At 72.7% G+C, this 16,001-nt stretch carries 14 protein-coding genes; 6 read left to right on the plus strand and 8 right to left on the minus strand.

Going from position 1 to position 16,001, the window contains the following annotated elements; translation table 11 throughout:
• Positions 1 to 27: 27 nt before the first annotated feature.
• The 4 genes from OG974_RS01100 to OG974_RS01115 all read right to left on the minus strand — a co-directional run bounded on the left by OG974_RS01100 (position 28) and on the right by OG974_RS01115 (position 3,769).
• Positions 28 to 1,194: a serine hydrolase domain-containing protein gene (locus OG974_RS01100; protein ID WP_371645083.1), complete on the minus strand. Its 1,167-nt coding sequence runs from the start codon at positions 1,192 to 1,194 to the stop codon at positions 28 to 30.
• Positions 1,195 to 1,633: 439 nt separating this feature from the next.
• Positions 1,634 to 2,089, minus strand: a complete 456-nt coding sequence (locus tag OG974_RS01105; RefSeq protein WP_327279078.1) for a helix-turn-helix transcriptional regulator — start codon at positions 2,087 to 2,089, stop codon at positions 1,634 to 1,636.
• 370 nt (positions 2,090 to 2,459) lie between these two features.
• Positions 2,460 to 3,392 carry a M56 family metallopeptidase gene (locus OG974_RS01110; RefSeq protein ID WP_327285823.1) on the minus strand — a complete coding sequence of 311 codons (933 nt, stop codon included), beginning with the start codon at positions 3,390 to 3,392 and terminating at the stop codon, positions 2,460 to 2,462.
• 5 nt (positions 3,393 to 3,397) lie between these two features.
• Complete coding sequence (locus OG974_RS01115) at positions 3,398 to 3,769, minus strand: BlaI/MecI/CopY family transcriptional regulator (protein WP_327279079.1); 372 nt, start codon at positions 3,767 to 3,769, stop codon at positions 3,398 to 3,400.
• 100 nt (positions 3,770 to 3,869) lie between these two features.
• Here OG974_RS01115 and OG974_RS01120 point away from each other — a divergent pair, with 100 nt between their 5' ends.
• Positions 3,870 to 4,496, plus strand: a complete 627-nt coding sequence (locus tag OG974_RS01120; protein ID WP_371645085.1) for a phosphatase PAP2 family protein — start codon at positions 3,870 to 3,872, stop codon at positions 4,494 to 4,496.
• A 62-nt stretch (positions 4,497 to 4,558) separates the two neighbouring features.
• On the opposite strand, the gene OG974_RS01125 is transcribed toward OG974_RS01120, so the two are convergent.
• The gene (locus OG974_RS01125) at positions 4,559 to 5,008 is read right to left on the minus strand and encodes an Lrp/AsnC family transcriptional regulator (protein ID WP_030154387.1); all 450 of its coding nucleotides are present in this window, start codon (positions 5,006 to 5,008) and stop codon (positions 4,559 to 4,561) included.
• 140 nt (positions 5,009 to 5,148) lie between these two features.
• Here OG974_RS01125 and OG974_RS01130 point away from each other — a divergent pair, with 140 nt between their 5' ends.
• On the plus strand, positions 5,149 to 6,150 hold the full coding sequence (locus tag OG974_RS01130) for an asparaginase (RefSeq protein WP_328764084.1): 1,002 nt from the start codon (positions 5,149 to 5,151) through the stop codon (positions 6,148 to 6,150).
• A 74-nt stretch (positions 6,151 to 6,224) separates the two neighbouring features.
• Here the strand turns inward: OG974_RS01130 and meaB are convergent, their stop codons facing one another.
• From meaB to OG974_RS01145, 3 genes are read right to left on the minus strand one after another with little or no spacing between them, the layout of a single operon-like run.
• Positions 6,225 to 7,208, minus strand: coding sequence for a methylmalonyl Co-A mutase-associated GTPase MeaB (meaB, locus tag OG974_RS01135; protein WP_327279082.1), 984 nt, complete (start codon positions 7,206 to 7,208; stop codon positions 6,225 to 6,227).
• 9 nt (positions 7,209 to 7,217) lie between these two features.
• The gene (gene scpA / locus OG974_RS01140) at positions 7,218 to 9,428 is read right to left on the minus strand and encodes a methylmalonyl-CoA mutase (protein WP_327279083.1); all 2,211 of its coding nucleotides are present in this window, start codon (positions 9,426 to 9,428) and stop codon (positions 7,218 to 7,220) included.
• A complete protein-coding gene (locus OG974_RS01145) occupies positions 9,425 to 11,311 on the minus strand; it encodes a methylmalonyl-CoA mutase family protein (protein WP_328764085.1) in 1,887 nt (628 codons plus the stop codon). The genes scpA and OG974_RS01145 overlap by 4 nt, the downstream gene beginning before the upstream one ends.
• A 922-nt stretch (positions 11,312 to 12,233) precedes the next feature.
• Between OG974_RS01145 and OG974_RS01150 the strand changes: the two genes are divergently transcribed.
• Genes OG974_RS01150 through OG974_RS01165 form a run of 4 tightly spaced genes read left to right on the plus strand, consistent with a single transcriptional unit; the run spans position 12,234 to position 15,736 of the window.
• Positions 12,234 to 13,172 (plus strand): TauD/TfdA family dioxygenase, encoded by a 939-nt coding sequence (locus OG974_RS01150; RefSeq protein WP_327279085.1) that lies wholly within the window; start codon positions 12,234 to 12,236, stop codon positions 13,170 to 13,172.
• 44 nt (positions 13,173 to 13,216) lie between these two features.
• Positions 13,217 to 13,810: an NADPH-dependent FMN reductase gene (ssuE, locus tag OG974_RS01155; RefSeq protein ID WP_329314834.1), complete on the plus strand. Its 594-nt coding sequence runs from the start codon at positions 13,217 to 13,219 to the stop codon at positions 13,808 to 13,810.
• Positions 13,811 to 13,852: 42 nt separating this feature from the next.
• Complete coding sequence (locus tag OG974_RS01160) at positions 13,853 to 14,893, plus strand: ABC transporter substrate-binding protein (RefSeq protein ID WP_327279087.1); 1,041 nt, start codon at positions 13,853 to 13,855, stop codon at positions 14,891 to 14,893.
• Positions 14,894 to 14,902: 9 nt separating this feature from the next.
• Complete coding sequence (locus OG974_RS01165) at positions 14,903 to 15,736, plus strand: ABC transporter ATP-binding protein (protein ID WP_327279088.1); 834 nt, start codon at positions 14,903 to 14,905, stop codon at positions 15,734 to 15,736.
• Positions 15,737 to 16,001: the final 265 nt, after the last annotated feature.

Here is a 16,001-nt window from a genome sequence, read left to right on the forward strand (position 1 = left end):
GGCCCCGCCGGCCCCGGTGACGCTGCCTCAGTCGCACAGGGCTGCCGTCTGGACCCCGCTCAGTCCGGCTCCCAGGGGGAAGGGCGTTTCGTCCCTCAGCTCCGCGCCGAGGTCGTAGACATTGACGGCGAAGACCAGTTGCCGCGCGTTGTCGGTGGTGGTCAGGGACATGCTCATGAAGCCCGGTCCGGTGCCGTCGGTCGCCCAGACGTCGACCCGTTCGGCGTCCGGCCCCGACCCGCAGGTCACGTTCCCGCGCTGGACCCCGAGGCCGTACGCCGGTTGGCCGGGGAACCGCACCGTGGTCAGGAGTTCGCGCTGCTGGGCGGGGCGCAGCAGCCGACCGGTGAACAGGGCCCGGTGGAAGCGGGCCAGGTCGTCGACCGTGGAGATCATGGCGCCGGCGGTCCAGTCGTACGACGGGCTGAACCGGGTCATGTCCCGTCCCGCGAGGTCGTATCCGTGCAGGTGCGGGCCGTGGACGGCCGGGTCGGTCAGCGGGAAGGAGGTGTCCGTCAGACCGAGCGGGGCGAGGATCCGCCGCTGGATCTCGAAGGGCGCGCTGTGACGTGTCACCGCCTCGATCACCAGACCGGCGAGCAGGTAGTTGGTGTTGGAGTACCTCCAGCCGGCACCGGGCGCGGAGTACGGCGCGTGCCGGACCGCCCGCGCGATCACCTCCCGCGGGGTGTAGACGTAGCCCCAGTCGTGACGCTCCAGGTAGGGGGCGAAGAACTCCGGCTCGGTGGTGGGGTCGTAGATCCCCGAGGTGTGGTTGAGCAGCTGCCGGATGGTGATGGCCCCGCCGTCGTTGCCGCTCCCCCGGACCGCGCCGGGCAGCCAGCGCTCCACGCCGTCGTCGAGCGAGAGCCGTCCCTCGCCCTCCAGTTGTAGGAGCACGGTCGATACGAAGGCCTTGGTGTTGCTGGCGATCCGGAACCGCATGTCCGGCCGGGCCCGCTCGCCGCTCGCCCTGTCCGCGATCCCGGCCGCCAGCCGCGACTTCCGCTCTCCGTGCCTGGCGTACGCGACGACCCCGGGGAACCCGTCCGCAACGGTCTGTTCGAGGGCCTCCGCGAGGCCGGCGGGCGGCGCGGCCGCCGCGCGCTTCTGCGCGGCCGCCGGGTGGATCCCTGATACCGCCACCGCGCACATCCCCACCCACAGTGCCGTGGCCCGCGCCCGTGCCTTCATCGGTCGCCCCTTTCCCTGTCGTCCACACCCTTCCCGTCCCAGCCTGCCGGGCGGTCGCCTCCGTCCCCCATCCCGCTGACCCCCATGTCGGCACGGGGGCCGTCCCCACCCCGCCGGAGATGATTTCGGCAAGTCGGGCTCGTAGTGCAGACGTTGGGCCATCCCATGGCACGGGTAGGGAGCACTGCTGCCGGCCGGCCGCGGGCTATGGGGCTCGGCCAGGTGGTACCGCCTGCGCGAACGCGGCGCCCGCGTGCCGTGGCGGATCGAGCCGAGCAAACACCGGAAGGCAGCCGGGACGACGAAAGCCCCGCCCGCGCTGGTCCAGGTGATCGACTACCGGATCGACGGGCGGGCAGAGGCGGTTCGGCTCAGCACGAGCCTGCTGGTCCACGGGAAGTACGTGCACGGCGGTGGGGGATCGCGACCCGTCCGGACCTCAGTCGTCGAGGTTCAGGTCGTGGGGGGACTCGTCGTGGGTGAGGCCTTCGAGTTTCCGGGCCTGTTCGATCACGGTGGAGAGCATCTTCAGGCTGTCCACGCTCAGACCGTTGGCGCGCAGGGCGACCTTGCGGACGTCCTGGTCGCGCATGGCGGTGAGGAGTCCGATCTCCGCTTTGGTGCGCTCGGCGGCCGCTCCGTCGACGAAGTAGCCCGCCGGCACGCCGAAGAAGTCGGCAAGGGCCTTGATGGTGTGCCGTGTCGGGTTCTGTTTGACGCCGGTTCGTAGTTGCTGGATCGCGCTCGCCGTCACCCCGCGCCCCTCTCCGGACGACACCTTCCGGATGCCTTCGGCGACTTCCGCATAGGTGTACGGCCCCCGGGACGGCGGGTGTACCTCCCGGAAGAGGTGGTCCAAGAGCTGGGCGAAGGTGGGTGACTGGTCATGCTCCACGTACACGACCTCCTTTGAGTGATGCCGAGTCTTTGCCCACCACGGTGTGTCTCGAAGCCCATAGGGCCGGCTCCGGCAACACTGTAGTTGACGCTGGCTCACCACTTTGGTGTACGTTATCAATGCGTCATCGTCACTGTAGTGTTGCAGTCGGCGGCGGCGGTTGTCCGGGGCCGGTCGAGCTTCACGGGGGTGAGCTCGGCCAACGGCCCGGAGTCCTGCATGTCCGCAGGGCGGCGGCCCGGGAGCGTTCCGGGTCGCCGGCCGCGCCGTCATGCCGGACCGGACGCCTTGAGCGGACCGTCGCCCGCCGGAACGGGGCCGTGGCACGGGGCTTGCGCGCAGAACGCACCCGCGACGTGGAGTGGGGTCAGGGGGAGCGGAGTTCTCCCTGGGCGACCTCGATGCTCGTGTGCAGGTCGCTCGCGGCCTCCAGGGCCGACGCGGCCGACAGGGTCGGGCAGGCCAGCAGCATCGCCACGATGGCGATGCCGGTCTTCGGCAGGGCCCGGGCCGTTCGGGTCCGCGGTTCGAGCAGGGCCGCCACGCGCCGCGGGACCGGTCCCGCCGTCGCCGCCAGGGCCAGGCTCGGTCGCCGCTCGGCGCCCCGGGCCGCCAGTGCCGCCTTGCCGATCGCCCGGGCCGTCAGCCGCCGGTCCCCGACGGCGCGCGCGGCGTCCTCGTCGGCGCAGCGCTCCAGTGCGTACGCGAGCGGCTCGCGCAGCGCGCCGAGCGCGGGGTGGCACAGCGAGGAGAGCTCTATCACCGCGGCGAACAGGTGGTGGCGGCCCCGCAGATGGGCGCGCTCGTGCGCGAGCAGCGCCTCGCGTTCGGCGGCCGTCAGGGCGCGGAGCATGCCGGCGGTCACCACGATCCGGCCCGGACGGCCGGGCAGCGCGTACGCGTCGGGGAGCTCGTCCGCCAGGACGAGGAGTTCACCGTCGGCGCGGGCCGCGAGCCGCCTCGCCCACCCCAGTTGGGTCCACCGGCGGTGCAGGTTCCGTACGAACAGGCAGGCGCAGAGCACCAGTAGGGCCAGGGCCAGGGCCGTGATCGCGACCGCCACGACCGTGTCGGGCGCGCCCGCCGAGAGCGGGGTGAGGAGCCGGCCGAGGGCGGCGACGGCGGGCAGGTGGGTGGCGCCGGGTACGACGAGCAGCGCGAGTGCCGCGGTGCTGCCCGCGGCGAGGCCCGCGGCCGTGACGGCCAGCAGCCAGGCGGCCTGCCGCGGGGGCAGGCAGGAGACGAGGCGCCGGCCCGCCGGTCCGGCCAGGAACGGCACGAGCAGCGGCAGCCACACCATGGCGATCACTGGCCGTCGCCTTCGAGGAGGGAGCGCAGGATCCGCTCGTCCTCGTCGCTGAGCTGCGAGACGAAGCGCGACAGGACGGCGCCGCGGTCCTCGTTGCGTTCCAGTTCCGAGTGCATGCGCCGTGCGGTCAGACCGGACGCGTCCTCGGTCGGGAGGTAGGCGTAGCCGCGGCCGGACCTGGTGCGGGAGACGGTGCCCTTCTCGTGCAGGCGGGACAGGATCGTCGTCACGGTCGTCCGGGCGAGCGAGGTGCCCAGCGCCTCCTGCACCTGTCCGGGGGTCAGCGGACCGTCGGCCGCCCACAGGGCTGCCAGCACGCTCGCCTCCAGCTCGCCGGAAGGGCGCCGCTCGGCGTTCGTGTCACCCATGGGAACGATCCTCCGCAAGTCGTCGTCTACAGTATGTAGACCGTCTACAGAACTGTAGTCGATCGGGTCGCCCCGCCCACTCACATTATGGGAGCAGCACATGATGGCCCCCTCCGGCCTCCCGGCCGTGATCGCCCTGGACGGACCGTCCGTCGACGGCCCCCTCTACACCCGGATCACCGCTCTCGCCGGGCGGGCCCCGGACTGGCTGGACGCGCTGGTGTCGGGCTGGTCCACGTACGGTCTCGGGCTCTTCGGGCTGCTCATGGCGGTGGCCTGGTGGCGGGCCCGCCCGGGCCGGCCGGGGCGGACGGCCATGGCGCTGGCCGCGCCCGCCGTCGTGGTGGCGGCCTTCCTCGTGGACACCCTGCTCAAGTCGCTGATCCGGGAGCAGAGGCCCTGTCGGACCCTGCACGCCCTCACCCTGGAGGCCTGCCCGCCGCCGGGCGACTGGTCCTTCCCCAGCAACCACGCCGCCATCGCGGCCGCGGCGGCCGCGGCCCTGTGGCTCACCGACCGGCGCATCGGCGCGCTCGCGGTTCCGGCGGCGCTGCTGATGGCGTTCTCCCGGGTGTGGGTGGGCGCCCACTACCCCCACGACGTCGTGCTCGGCGTCCTGGTCGGCGCCGGGATCGCCTGGCCGCTGACCCTGCTGGCCGGGCGCGGGGGACCCGTCGTGGAGAGGCTGCGCGGTACGCCGCTGCGCCCGCTGGTCGCGCCCCGCTGACGCGTCGCCCCCCGGCCTCCGGCCTCCGCCCTCGCCCCCGGCCCCCGGCCCCGGCCCCCGGCTCAGACGGGCAGGCCCGTGGGTTCCTTGATCCGCTTCATGATGATCTGCGAGTTGACCTCGGTGACCCCGGACAGCGCGGTCAGCTTCTCGATCCACAGGCGTTCGTACGCGCGCAGGTCCGCGACGGCGATCCGCAGCAGGCAGCCGGGGCTGCCGAACAGCCGGTACGCCTCGATGACGTCGGGGATGTCCTGGAGGGCCGCCTCGAAGGCCTCGACGGCGGCGCGGTCGCGGCGCACCTCGACGGATACCAGCACCTCGAAGCCGCGGCCGACCGCCTCCGGGGCGATGACCGCGCGGTAGCCCTGGATCACCCCGTCCTGTTCGAGTTGGCGCACCCGTCGCATGCAGGGGGAGGGTGTCAAGCCGACACGCTGGGCCAGCTCCTGGTTGCTGAGGCGGCCGTCGGCCTGTAGCTCGCGCAAGATTTCACGGTCAATGGCATCCATGGCGCAATTATCATTGAGTGGATGTGAACGGCTGGGCCGAAACTGGCAATCCCATTGCGCGTAGATCTCACTATCATTGCTCTTTACTGCGCATATGAACGTCTGTACGAGGTATCGCCCGTACGTGAGAAGGGGTGACCATGGGACGGATCGTCGTCATCAGCACCGGCGGCACGATAGCCAGCCGCTGGCAGGGCTCCGGCTTCGCGGCCGACGCCGACGGCAGCGAGGTCATGGCCACCGCGCCGCTGCCCGAGGACATCACCGTCGAGGTGGTGGACCTGTTCAGCGTGAACAGCCCCCGGCTCACCACCGCCCACCAGCTCACCCTGCTGCGCACCGTGCACGAGGTGCTCGCCGACCCGGACGTGGACGGCGTCGTCGTCACGCACGGCACCGACACCCTGGAGGAATCGGCCTTCCTCGTCGACCTCCACCACCACGACCCGCGCACCGTCGTCTTCACCGGCTCGCAGCGCCCGATGGGCACCGCGGACGGGGACGGCCCGGGCAACCTCTACGACGCCCTGCTCACCGCGGCGAACACGCGCGGGCTCGGCGTGCTCATCGCCTTCGCGGGACGGGTGCACGCCGCCCGCGGCACGGTGAAGACCCAGGCGGTGGCGCTGGACGCGTTCGCCGACCCCTCCGAGGAACTGCTCGGGAAGATCGGCTTCGGCAAGGTCGCCATGCTGCGCACCCCGCAGCGCCCCGAGCCGCTGCCGCTGCCCGCGATGCCGGAACTGCCGCCGCGCGTGGACATGGTGATGCACCACGCCGACGGCGACCCGGTGCTCCTGAACGCGGCGGTCGCCGCCGGGGCCCGGGGCATCGTCCTGATCGGCACCGGGGCCGGCAACGCGACGCCGGAGATCGTGGACGCGGTGAAGGCCGCCGTCGCGCGGGGCGTGCTGGTGGCGCTGACCACGCGCGTGCCGGCCGGCCCGGTCACCGAGATCTACACGCAGGGCGGCGCCGTGGACCTGGTCGCCGCGGGCGCCGTCCCGACGGGCACCCTGCGCGCCGGCCAGGCCCGCATCGCGGTCCTCTCGGCCCTGCTGGCCGCCACGGACCCGGCGGAGCAGACCCGCGTCCTGGCCCGCGCCCTGGGCACCCGGGACGCGGCCCTGATCGAAGCCTGACCCGCTGCCCCGCACGCCGGGGCGGGTACGCGTACGGCCGCACCCCCACCGGGGGTGCGGCCGTACGCGCGAGGTCAGTTGGCGAACGCCGACAGGATGCGGTCCGCCGCGGACGTGGGGGTGACGGCGCCCGCGCGGACCGCCGCCTCCAAGGACGGGGCCAGGTCGCGGACCGACGGGTCGGCACGGAGGCGCTCCAGGAGCTCCTCGCGGACCATCGACCAGGTCCACTCCACCTGCTGCTCGGCACGCTTCGAGGCCAGCCGGCCGCCCGCGTCCAGCAGCGTGCGGTGCTGTTCGAGGCGGTTCCACACCTCGTCCAGGCCCGCCGACTCCCGCGCACTGCACGTGAGTACGGGCGGGGTCCACGCCGCGTCGGCGGGGTGCATCAGCCGCAGCGCCCCCGACAGCTCCCGCGCCGCCGCCTTCGCGTCGCGCTCGTGCGGGCCGTCCGCCTTGTTCACCGCGAGGACGTCCGCCAGCTCCAGGACGCCCTTCTTGATTCCCTGCAGCTGATCCCCCGTACGGGCCAGCGAGAGCAGCAGGAACGAGTCGACCATGCCGGCCACCGTCGTCTCCGACTGGCCCACGCCGACCGTCTCGACGAGGACCACGTCGTAGCCCGCCGCCTCCATGACGATCATCGACTCCCGGGTGGCCTTGGCGACCCCGCCCAGCGTCCCCGCCGAGGGGGACGGGCGGACGAACGCAGAAGGGTCGACCGCCAGGCGTTCCATCCGCGTCTTGTCACCGAGGATCGAGCCGCCCGTACGCGTCGAGGACGGGTCCACGGCCAGGACCGCGACCCGGTGGCCCAGCCCCGTCAACATCGTGCCGAACGCGTCGATGAACGTGGACTTCCCCACGCCCGGCACCCCGCTGATCCCGATCCGCCGGGCCCGCCCCGCGTGTGGCAGCAGCTCCGTCAACAACCCCTGCGCGAGCGCCCGGTGAGCGGGCAGGGTGGACTCGACGAGGGTGATCGCACGCGCGATGAACGCGCGCTTCCCGTCGAGGACCCCCTTCGCGTAGGCCTCGATGTCGATCTTCGGAGGCATCGGCCGCGCCTACAGCTCGTGGCCCAGGTCCGCGGCCAGCCGCGTCACCAGGTCGTGGGCCGCGTCCGGGATCACCGTGCCGGGCGGGAACACCGCCGCAGCGCCCATCTCCAGCAGCGTCGGCACGTCGGCCGGCGGGATCACCCCGCCCACCACGATCATGATGTCCTCGCGCCCCTCCTCCGCCAACTGCTCGCGCAGCGCCGGTACGAGGGTCAGGTGGCCGGCCGCCAGCGACGACACGCCCACCACGTGGACGTCCGCCTCGACGGCCTGGCGGGCCACCTCCGCCGGGGTCTGGAACAGCGGGCCGACGTCCACGTCGAAGCCCAGGTCGGCGAACGCGGTCGCGATCACCTTCTGGCCGCGGTCATGGCCGTCCTGGCCCATCTTGGCGACCAGGACACGCGGACGGCGGCCCTCCGCCTCCTCGAACCGGTCGACCAGCGCACGGGTGCGCTCCACGTTCGGGGACTCCCCTGCTTCGGTGCGGTACACACCCGAGATCGTACGGATCTGGCTCGCGTGCCGCCCGTACACCTTCTCCAGTGCGTCCGAGATCTCACCCACGGTCGCCTTGGCCCGCGCCGCGTCCACCGCCAGCGCGAGGAGGTTGCCCTCCAGGCCCTGGCCCGCGCCGCGCTCCGCCGCGTGCGTCAGCGCCCGCAGCGCGTCCTGCGTGAGCGCCTCGTCGCGCTCCTCGCGCAACCGCCGCAGCTTCTCGATCTGCTGGGTGCGCACCGAGGAGTTGTCGACCTTGAGCACGTCGATCTGCTCGTCGTTCTCCACCCGGTACTTGTTCACGCCGATCACCGGCTGGCGCCCCGAGTCGATGCGCGCCTGCGTACGGGCGGCGGCCTCCTCCACGCGCAGCTTCGGGATGCCGGCGTCGATGGCCTGCGCCATGCCGCCGGCCGCCTCGACCTCCTGGATGTGCTGCCAGGCCCGGCGCGCCAGGTCGTACGTCAGCTTCTCGACGTACGCGCTGCCGCCCCACGGGTCGATCGACCGGCAGGTCCCCGACTCCTGCTGGAGCAGCAGCTGGGTGTTGCGGGCGATGCGCGCCGAGAAGTCCGTCGGCAGCGCGAGCGCCTCGTCGAGGGCGTTGGTGTGCAGGGACTGGGTGTGCCCCTGCGTCGCCGCCATCGCCTCGATGCACGTGCGCGTCACGTTGTTGAAGACGTCCTGCGCGGTCAGCGACCAGCCGGAGGTCTGCGAATGGGTGCGCAGCGACAGCGACTTGGCGTTCTGCGGATCGAACTGCTTGACGAGCCGCGCCCACAGCAGCCGGGCGGCGCGCAGCTTCGCCACCTCCATGAAGAAGTTCATGCCGATGGCCCAGAAGAACGACAGGCGCGGCGCGAACGCGTCCACGTTCAGGCCGACGTCCTGGCCGGCACGCAGGTACTCCACGCCGTCGGCGAGGGTGTACGCGAGCTCCAGGTCGGCCGTGGCCCCGGCCTCCTGGATGTGGTAGCCGGAGATCGAGATGGAGTTGTACCGCGGCATCTTCTGCGAGGTGAACGAGAAGATGTCCGAGATGATCCGCATCGAGGGCTTCGGCGGGTAGATGTAGGTGTTGCGGACCATGAACTCTTTGAGGATGTCGTTCTGGATGGTCCCGGCGAGCTTGTCGGGGGAGACGCCCTGCTCCTCCGCCGCCACGATGTAGAGGGCGAGGACCGGCAGCACCGCGCCGTTCATCGTCATCGACACCGTCATCTTGTCCAGCGGGATGCCGTCGAAGAGCTGGCGCATGTCGTAGATCGAGTCGATCGCCACGCCCGCCATGCCGACGTCGCCCGTGACGCGCGGGTGGTCGCTGTCGTACCCGCGGTGCGTGGGCAGGTCGAAGGCGATCGACAGGCCCTTCTGGCCGGCCGCGAGGTTGCGCCGGTAGAAGGCGTTCGACTCCTCGGCCGTGGAGAATCCCGCGTACTGGCGGATCGTCCAGGGCTGGTTGACGTACATCGTCGGGTACGGGCCGCGCAGGTACGGGGCCACGCCCGGGTAGGTCCGCAGGAAGTCGAGGCCCTCCAGGTCGCGGCCCGTGTACAGCGGCTTCACGCCGATGCCCTCGGGGGTCTCCCACAGCAGGTCGCCGGCGGCGGTCCCGGTGGACTCCTTCACCGCCGCCCGCCACTGGTCCTCGGACCCGGCCGCGGTGGCACCGCCGCCGAGGGCGAGGGCGGAGAAATCGGGGATTGCGGTGCCGCTCACGAGGACACTCCCATCCGGTCGAGAACGGAGGACAGCACGGCGACCGCATCGCAGCCGGCGAAGACGTACTCGTCCACGGCGCCCGCCGCCGTGCCGGGCTTGCCCGCGAGGAACACCGTCGTCGCACCGGCCGCGCGCAGGGCCGCGGCCACCGCCTCGGCCTGCTCTTCGTACAGCGCGTCGCTGGAGCACAGCACGGCCATGCCGTCCGCGCCGCTCGCGGCGTAGGCCTCGGCGGCCGTCGCCGGATCCACCGACACCGGGTCGTGGACCGGCTCGACGCCGCCCGCCTGGAACAGGTTCGCGGTGAACGTGGCGCGCGCGGTGTGCGCCGCCGCCGGGCCGAGCGCGGCGAGGAAGATCCGCGGACGGCTCCCGGTCGAGGCCAGGTGCGCGTCGCTGCGGGCGCGCAGCGCCTCGTACGCCTCGTCGCGCCGTACGCGGGGCAGCCCGCCGGAGGGGCCCGCCGGGGCGGGCTCGCGGTCGAGGGGCTTCTCGGACAGCAGCGGGAACTCGCTGACGCCCGTGATGGGTTCGCGGCGCTTGGCGAGCTGCTTGGAGCGCTCGGCCCAGGTCGCCGCGAGGCGCTCGGCGACCAGCCCCGAGCGCAGGGCGGCGGCGAGACCGCCGGCCTTCTCGATCGTCTGGAAGAACTCCCAGGCTGCGTGCGCGAGTTCGTCGGTGAGCCGCTCGACGTAGTACGAGCCGCCGGCCGGGTCGATCACGCGGGCCAGGTGCGATTCCTCCAGCAGGATGGTGGAGGTGTTGCGGGCGATCCGGCGCGCGAAGGCGTCCGGCAGACCCAACTCGTGGTCGAACGGGAGCACGGTGACCGAGTCGGCCCCGCCGACGCCCGCCGCCATGGAGGCGATGGTGGTGCGCAGCATGTTCACCCACGGGTCGCGGCGGGTCATCATCACCGGCGAGGTGACGGCGTGCTGGCGCTGGGAGCCCGCGTCCGGGGCCCCGCAGGCCTCCGCGATCCGGGCCCACAGGCGGCGCGCGGCACGGAACTTCGCGATGGTGAGGAACTGGTCGGCGGTCGCGGCGTAGCGGAACTCCAGCTGGCCGAGGGCGGCTTCGACGCCGAGGCCGCCGTCACCGTCGCCGTTGCCGTCCGCTTCGGTGAGTGCGCGGAGGTAGGCGACACCCGTGGCCAGCGACAGTCCGAGCTCTTCGGCGGCCGAACCGCCCGCCTCGTGGTAGGGCAGCGCGTCGACGACGAGGGCGCGGACACCGGGCCAGTGCGCGGCCGCCTCCCGGGCGAGCTCGACGGCGTCGGCCAGGTCCAGGACTTCACCCGTACGGGCCTCGTGCCCCAGCGGGTCGGCGCCGAGGCTCGCACGCGCGGCATCCGGGGCCACCTGGCGCTCGGCGTACAGGCGCAGCAGGGCGTGGGCGGCGTCGGCGTACGCGGCGCCGGCGTCCAGGGACACCGGCGCCAAGTCGAGGTAGACGCCGTCGAGTGCGCGGGGGAGCGCGTCGAGCGGGAGCCCGCCGGGGCCGCCCAGGGACAGCCAGAGGGAGGTGACCCCGTTCTCAAGGTCCGTCAGTACGGCTTCGTTCACCCGCTCGGGGTCACTGCCGAGGTGTCGCTGACGCACGTCCCAGCCGGCGGTGGCACCGCCGGCGGGGCTGCCCCCTCGTACGAACGGAGCGAACCCGGGAAACCCGGTTTCGTCGGGCGTTTCGGGCGCGGTGTACAGCGGGCGGGTGGTGAGCCCGTCCTGGAGCTTCGTGGACAACGCGTCTTCTGCGGCTTCGCCGGATACGTCCTTGCCGGACTTGCGTAGAACGCCCTCTACCAGGCGCTGCCACTGCTCATGCGTCGCGTCAGGGAACTCGGCGGCCAAGGAGAGCCCGTCATCAGGCAGGACCGTCATGGCTCGAATGCTAGGGGGGTCACCTTGTGAACGACTATAACCACCGGATGTGATCTCCCCCTCTCATGTGAGACGGGAGCCCTCACGAAAGAGCGCAAAGAGCGCATGGCGCGCCTGAGCGCGGGCCCCGGTTCCGGAGGGTGCCCCGCCAGCCCTTCCGCGTCGGGCACGTGTACCGGTCGGGCTGCCACCCCTGTCCACCCCCTGACCCGGTGGCGGGAGGCGATGGACGGCCGTGTCTGCGGGTGCGCGTCGGCGGACGCGTGGCGGTCGCGTTGCAGGGGTATGAAATCCAGCCACGGCTTTCGGCCGTTCGGGGGCATCGGGCAGCACCTGTCGGGGCGGGCGAAGTAGCAGGTCAGGCTAGTTGCGGCGGGCTGGACCGGGGCTCCGGGCGGGGCCTCTTCCGGCGTGCCGGGCGGGGCTTGACCCGTGCCGGGGCCGCTGACAGGCTCCGAGCCATGTCCGCGTTCGAGCTCCTCGCCCCGCGGCTCCACACCCCCGGCTCCTGTACCGCGCCGGGTTCGTGTCCGGGCCGCTGTCCGGCCCCGCGCCGCGCCTGAGCGCCGCCGCCCCGGGCAGGACCCGATGACCCTTCGGCTTGCCGCCGAACGGGTCTCGGGTCACCCGGCCCGCGACTGACCGGCTCCCAGCCGCCCCTCCGCCCTCTCGCCGACCGGCCACCGGCCCGGCCGGCCATGCCCCATCGGCCTCCGGCGTGGACCGGCCCGGCCCACCGGGCCTTCGGCCCGTCCCCTCCGCACGGCCGTCTCCGGCCCGTCCGGTCCCCGGCGCGTTCGCTGCGGCCCGCTCGGTCCGGGCTCACGGTCCACGGCCGAGCGGCCCGGGCCGCCCCACCGCTTCCGACCCGCCCCCCTGCCGGCCGTTCATCCGCTGTTCCAGCCAATCCGAGGGAGTTTCCATGACCACCGCAACTCGTACCCAGCAGACCACCGTCATCCGGATCGGTGGGCGGATCGGCGCCGAGATCGGGGGTGTGCAGCTCGGGGGTGAGGTTTCCGAGGAGGTCGTCGGGGAGGTCCGGGCCGCACTCCTCGCCCACAAGGTCGTCTTCTTCCGTGGCCAGGACCACCTCGACGAGGCCGGACACGAAGCCTTCGCCCGCCTGCTCGGAACCCCCGTCGCCCACCCCACCGTGCCTTCCGCCGACGGCCGCTACGCCCTCGGCATCGACTCCCACCACGGCGCCCGCGCCAACCAGTGGCACACCGACGTCACCTTCGTCCCCGCCTACCCCGCCTTCTCCATCCTCCGCGCCGTCACCGTCCCCCCGTACGGCGGCAACACCCTCTGGGCCAACACCGTCACCGCCTACGCCCACCTCCCCGCCCCGCTGCGCGCCCTCGCCGACAGCCTGCGCGCCCTGCACTCCAACGCGTACGACTACGCCGGCCTGAGGCCCGACGCCCTCCCCGAGGCCCTGGCCCAGTACCGCGAGGTGTTCACCTCCACCGAGTTCCTCACCGAGCACCCCGTCGTCCGCGTCCACCCCGAGACCGGCGAACGCGCCCTGCTCCTCGGCAACTTCGTCCAGCGGATCAAGGGCCTCACCGGCCGGGACTCCCGCACCCTCCTCGACCTCTTCCAGGCGCACATCGAGAGCCCCGAGAACACCGTGCGCTGGCAGTGGCGGGCCGGTGACGTCGCGATCTGGGACAACCGGGCCACCCAGCACTACGGCGTCGACGACTCCGACGAGCACGAGCGGACCCTGCGCCGCGTGACGGTGGACGGCGACGTGCCCGTCGGCCCGGACGGGGCCCCGTCCCGCCTGATCAGCCCGGAGACGGTCCCCGACCCGTCCTTCGGCATCCCGTCCGGCGCCTCGGCCACCGCCTGACCCGGACCTTCCCGACCGACCCGTACGACGTCCAAGGAGTCCCCGTGCCCACCCTGCTCGCCCTCTCCGGCAGCCCCTCCCCGCACTCCCGTACCGCCGTCGTCGCCGACCATGTGCTGCGCCGCCTCGCCCACGCCGGCTTCGACACCGCCCACCTCGCCGTGCGGGAGCTCCCCGCCGCCGATCTCCTCTCCGCGCGCCGCGGCGAGCCGGAGCTCCGTCGGGCCCTCGAAGCCGTCGCCGAGGCCGACGGGATCATCGTCGCGACCCCGGTCTACAAGGCCTCGTACACCGGGCTGCTCAAGGCCTTCCTCGATCTGCTCCCGCAGGACGGCCTGGCCGGGAAAACGGTTCTGCCGATCGCCACCGGCGGCAGCCTCGCCCACGTCCTGACCCTCGACTACGCCCTGCGCCCGGTGCTCGCCGCCCTCGGAGCGCGGCACGTCACGGCCGGGCGGTTCGTCCTGGACTCCTCCGTGGAGCGCGGGGCCGGCCCCGACCGGCTGAGGCCCGAGGCGGAGCTGGACCTCTTCCAGGCCGTCGACGAGTTCGCCGCCGCCCTGAACGCGACGGCCCCGGCCATCTCAGCCACCTCGGCGTCCGCTCCCTCCTCCGCGCTCGCCGCCACGGCCCCCTAACCACGTCCCCACCCCACCACCGCATCCCGGACAAGGAACCCCATGCCCGCAGCATTCGCCCCCACCCCCACCTCCCGACGCCAGTTCCTCACCCTGCTCGGCATCTCGGCGGCCGCGGTGAGCTGCGGCACGGCCACCGCCAGCGGTGGCTCCGGCGGTCCCGGCAAGCAGGTCACGACCCTCAAGTACCAGGGTGCGGTCGGCACGGTCACGCTTCCCGAACTGGCCGCCGACCTCGGATACCTCGGGAACCTCACCCTCGACTGGGTCGGCAACACCATCAGCGGCCCGCAGGACATCCAGTCCGCGGCCACCGGCCAGACCCACTTCGGCGGAGCCTTCAACGGCGCGATCGTCAAACTGGCCGCGAGCAAGGCTCAGATCCAGGCCGTCGTCTCCTACTACGGCTCCGACAAGGACACCTACCTCGGTTACTACGTCCTGGACGACAGCCCGATCCGCTCCGCCCGCGACCTGATCGGCAAGAAGGTAGGCATGAACACCCTGGGAGCCCACGCCCAGGCCCTGCTCGACATCTACCTGGAGCGGGGCGGCCTCTCCAAGGCGGACGCGGGCAAGGTCGAATCCCTCGTGGTCCCGCCGGTCAACACGGAGCAGGCCCTGCGGCAGAAGCAGATCGAGGTCGGCGTGCTCAGCGGCGTACTGCGCGACAAGGCCCTGGCGACCGGCGGGATACGCCCGCTGTTCAAGGACTTCGAGCTGCTGGGTTCGTTCAGCGCCGGCTCGTACGTGATGACCCGGCGCTTCATCAAGGAGAACCCCGACACCGTACGGACCTTCACCACCGGCGTGGCCAAGGCCATCGAGTGGTCCCGCACCACCCCGCGCGAGGAGGTCGTCGCCCGGATGACGGAGGTCATCAAGAAGCGCGGCCGCAACGAGGACACCTCGACCCTCCAGTACTGGCGCTCGTACGGGGTCGCCGAGCCCGGCGGCCGGATCGCCGACAAGGAGTTCCAGCTCTGGCTCGACTGGCTCGGCGGACGCGGCGAGATCAAGAAGGGGCAGCTGAAACCCGGCGACCTCTACACCAACGAGTTCAACGGATACGGAAAGGGCTGAGCGGCTGCCATGGCGAAGATCGTGTTCGACTCCGTGACGAAGACCTTCCCGACGAAGGACAGGAACGAGGAGTTCACCGCACTCGACGGCATCGACCTGGAGATCGAAGCGGGCGAGTTCCTGGTCGTCGTCGGCCCCAGCGGCTGCGGCAAGTCCACTCTCCTGGACCTGCTCGGCGGCCTCACCCGACCCACGTCCGGCCGGATCCTGCTCGACGGCGAACCGGTCACCGGCCCCGGCCTGGACCGCGGCATCGTCTTCCAGCAGTACGCGCTGCTGCCGTGGCGGTCCGCGCTCGGCAACGTCGAGTTCGGGCTGGAGGCGACGGGCGTACCCCGGCGCGAACGAGCCGACCGGGCACGGGAGTTCCTGGACCTCGTGGGCCTCTCCGGCTTCGAGGACCGCCACCCGCACGAACTGTCCGGCGGCATGCGGCAGCGGGTCGCGATCGCCCGCTCGCTGGCGTACGACCCGGACGTCCTGCTGATGGACGAGCCGTTCGCCGCCCTCGACGCCCAGACCCGGGAGTCGCTCCAGGACGAGCTGCGCCGGATCTGGCAGCGGACCGGCAAGACCGTCGTGTTCATCACGCACGGCATCGAGGAGGCCGTGTACCTCGGGCAGCGGGTGGCCGTGATCACCTCCCGCCCGGGCCGGGTCAAGGAGGTCGTCCCGGTCTCCCTGGGCGCCCGGAGCGCGGGCGTCGGAGCCGGCGCCGGCGTCCAGGGCGAGGACCTGCGCTCCAGCCCTGAGTTCGCCCGCCACCGCCATGAGATCTGGACGCTCCTCCACGACGAGGTGGCGCGTGCCCAGCAGTTGGAGAAGGAGGAGACCCCGGTATGACCACCGACACCACCACGGTCCGGGCGGACGCCGCCGACGCCCAGGCCGACGCCGCGCCTGCGCAGGCCGACGCCGCGACCGCCCGGGCCGACGCCGCTGACGCCCGGGCCGACGCCGCGCCTGCGCAGGCCGACGCCGCGACCGCCCGGGCCGCCACCGCCCGGGCCGACGCCGCCACCGCCCGGGCCGACGGGGCCCGCGCGTCGGCCACGGCCACCGCCCCCGCCACCGCGGAGCCCGCACCCGGTGCCGTCGGCGACGGTCC

Origin of the sequence: Streptomyces sp. NBC_00597, from assembly GCF_041431095.1 — a bacterium.
Classification (GTDB): Bacteria; Actinomycetota; Actinomycetes; order Streptomycetales; family Streptomycetaceae; genus Streptomyces.

Coding starts and splice junctions, on each gene's coding strand:
- OG974_RS01100 (WP_371645083.1), bottom strand. CDS start 1,194: ATGAAGGCACGGGCGCGGGCCACGGCACTGTGGGTGGGGATGTGCGCG.
- OG974_RS01110 (WP_327285823.1), bottom strand. CDS start 3,392: ATGGTGTGGCTGCCGCTGCTCGTGCCGTTCCTGGCCGGACCGGCGGGC.
- OG974_RS01115 (WP_327279079.1), bottom strand. CDS start 3,769: ATGGGTGACACGAACGCCGAGCGGCGCCCTTCCGGCGAGCTGGAGGCG.
- OG974_RS01120 (WP_371645085.1), top strand. CDS start 3,870: ATGATGGCCCCCTCCGGCCTCCCGGCCGTGATCGCCCTGGACGGACCG.
- OG974_RS01125 (WP_030154387.1), bottom strand. CDS start 5,008: ATGGATGCCATTGACCGTGAAATCTTGCGCGAGCTACAGGCCGACGGC.
- OG974_RS01130 (WP_328764084.1), top strand. CDS start 5,149: ATGGGACGGATCGTCGTCATCAGCACCGGCGGCACGATAGCCAGCCGC.
- meaB (WP_327279082.1), bottom strand. CDS start 7,208: ATGCCTCCGAAGATCGACATCGAGGCCTACGCGAAGGGGGTCCTCGAC.
- OG974_RS01145 (WP_328764085.1), bottom strand. CDS start 11,311: ATGACGGTCCTGCCTGATGACGGGCTCTCCTTGGCCGCCGAGTTCCCT.
- OG974_RS01150 (WP_327279085.1), top strand. CDS start 12,234: ATGACCACCGCAACTCGTACCCAGCAGACCACCGTCATCCGGATCGGT.
- OG974_RS01160 (WP_327279087.1), top strand. CDS start 13,853: ATGCCCGCAGCATTCGCCCCCACCCCCACCTCCCGACGCCAGTTCCTC.
- OG974_RS01165 (WP_327279088.1), top strand. CDS start 14,903: ATGGCGAAGATCGTGTTCGACTCCGTGACGAAGACCTTCCCGACGAAG.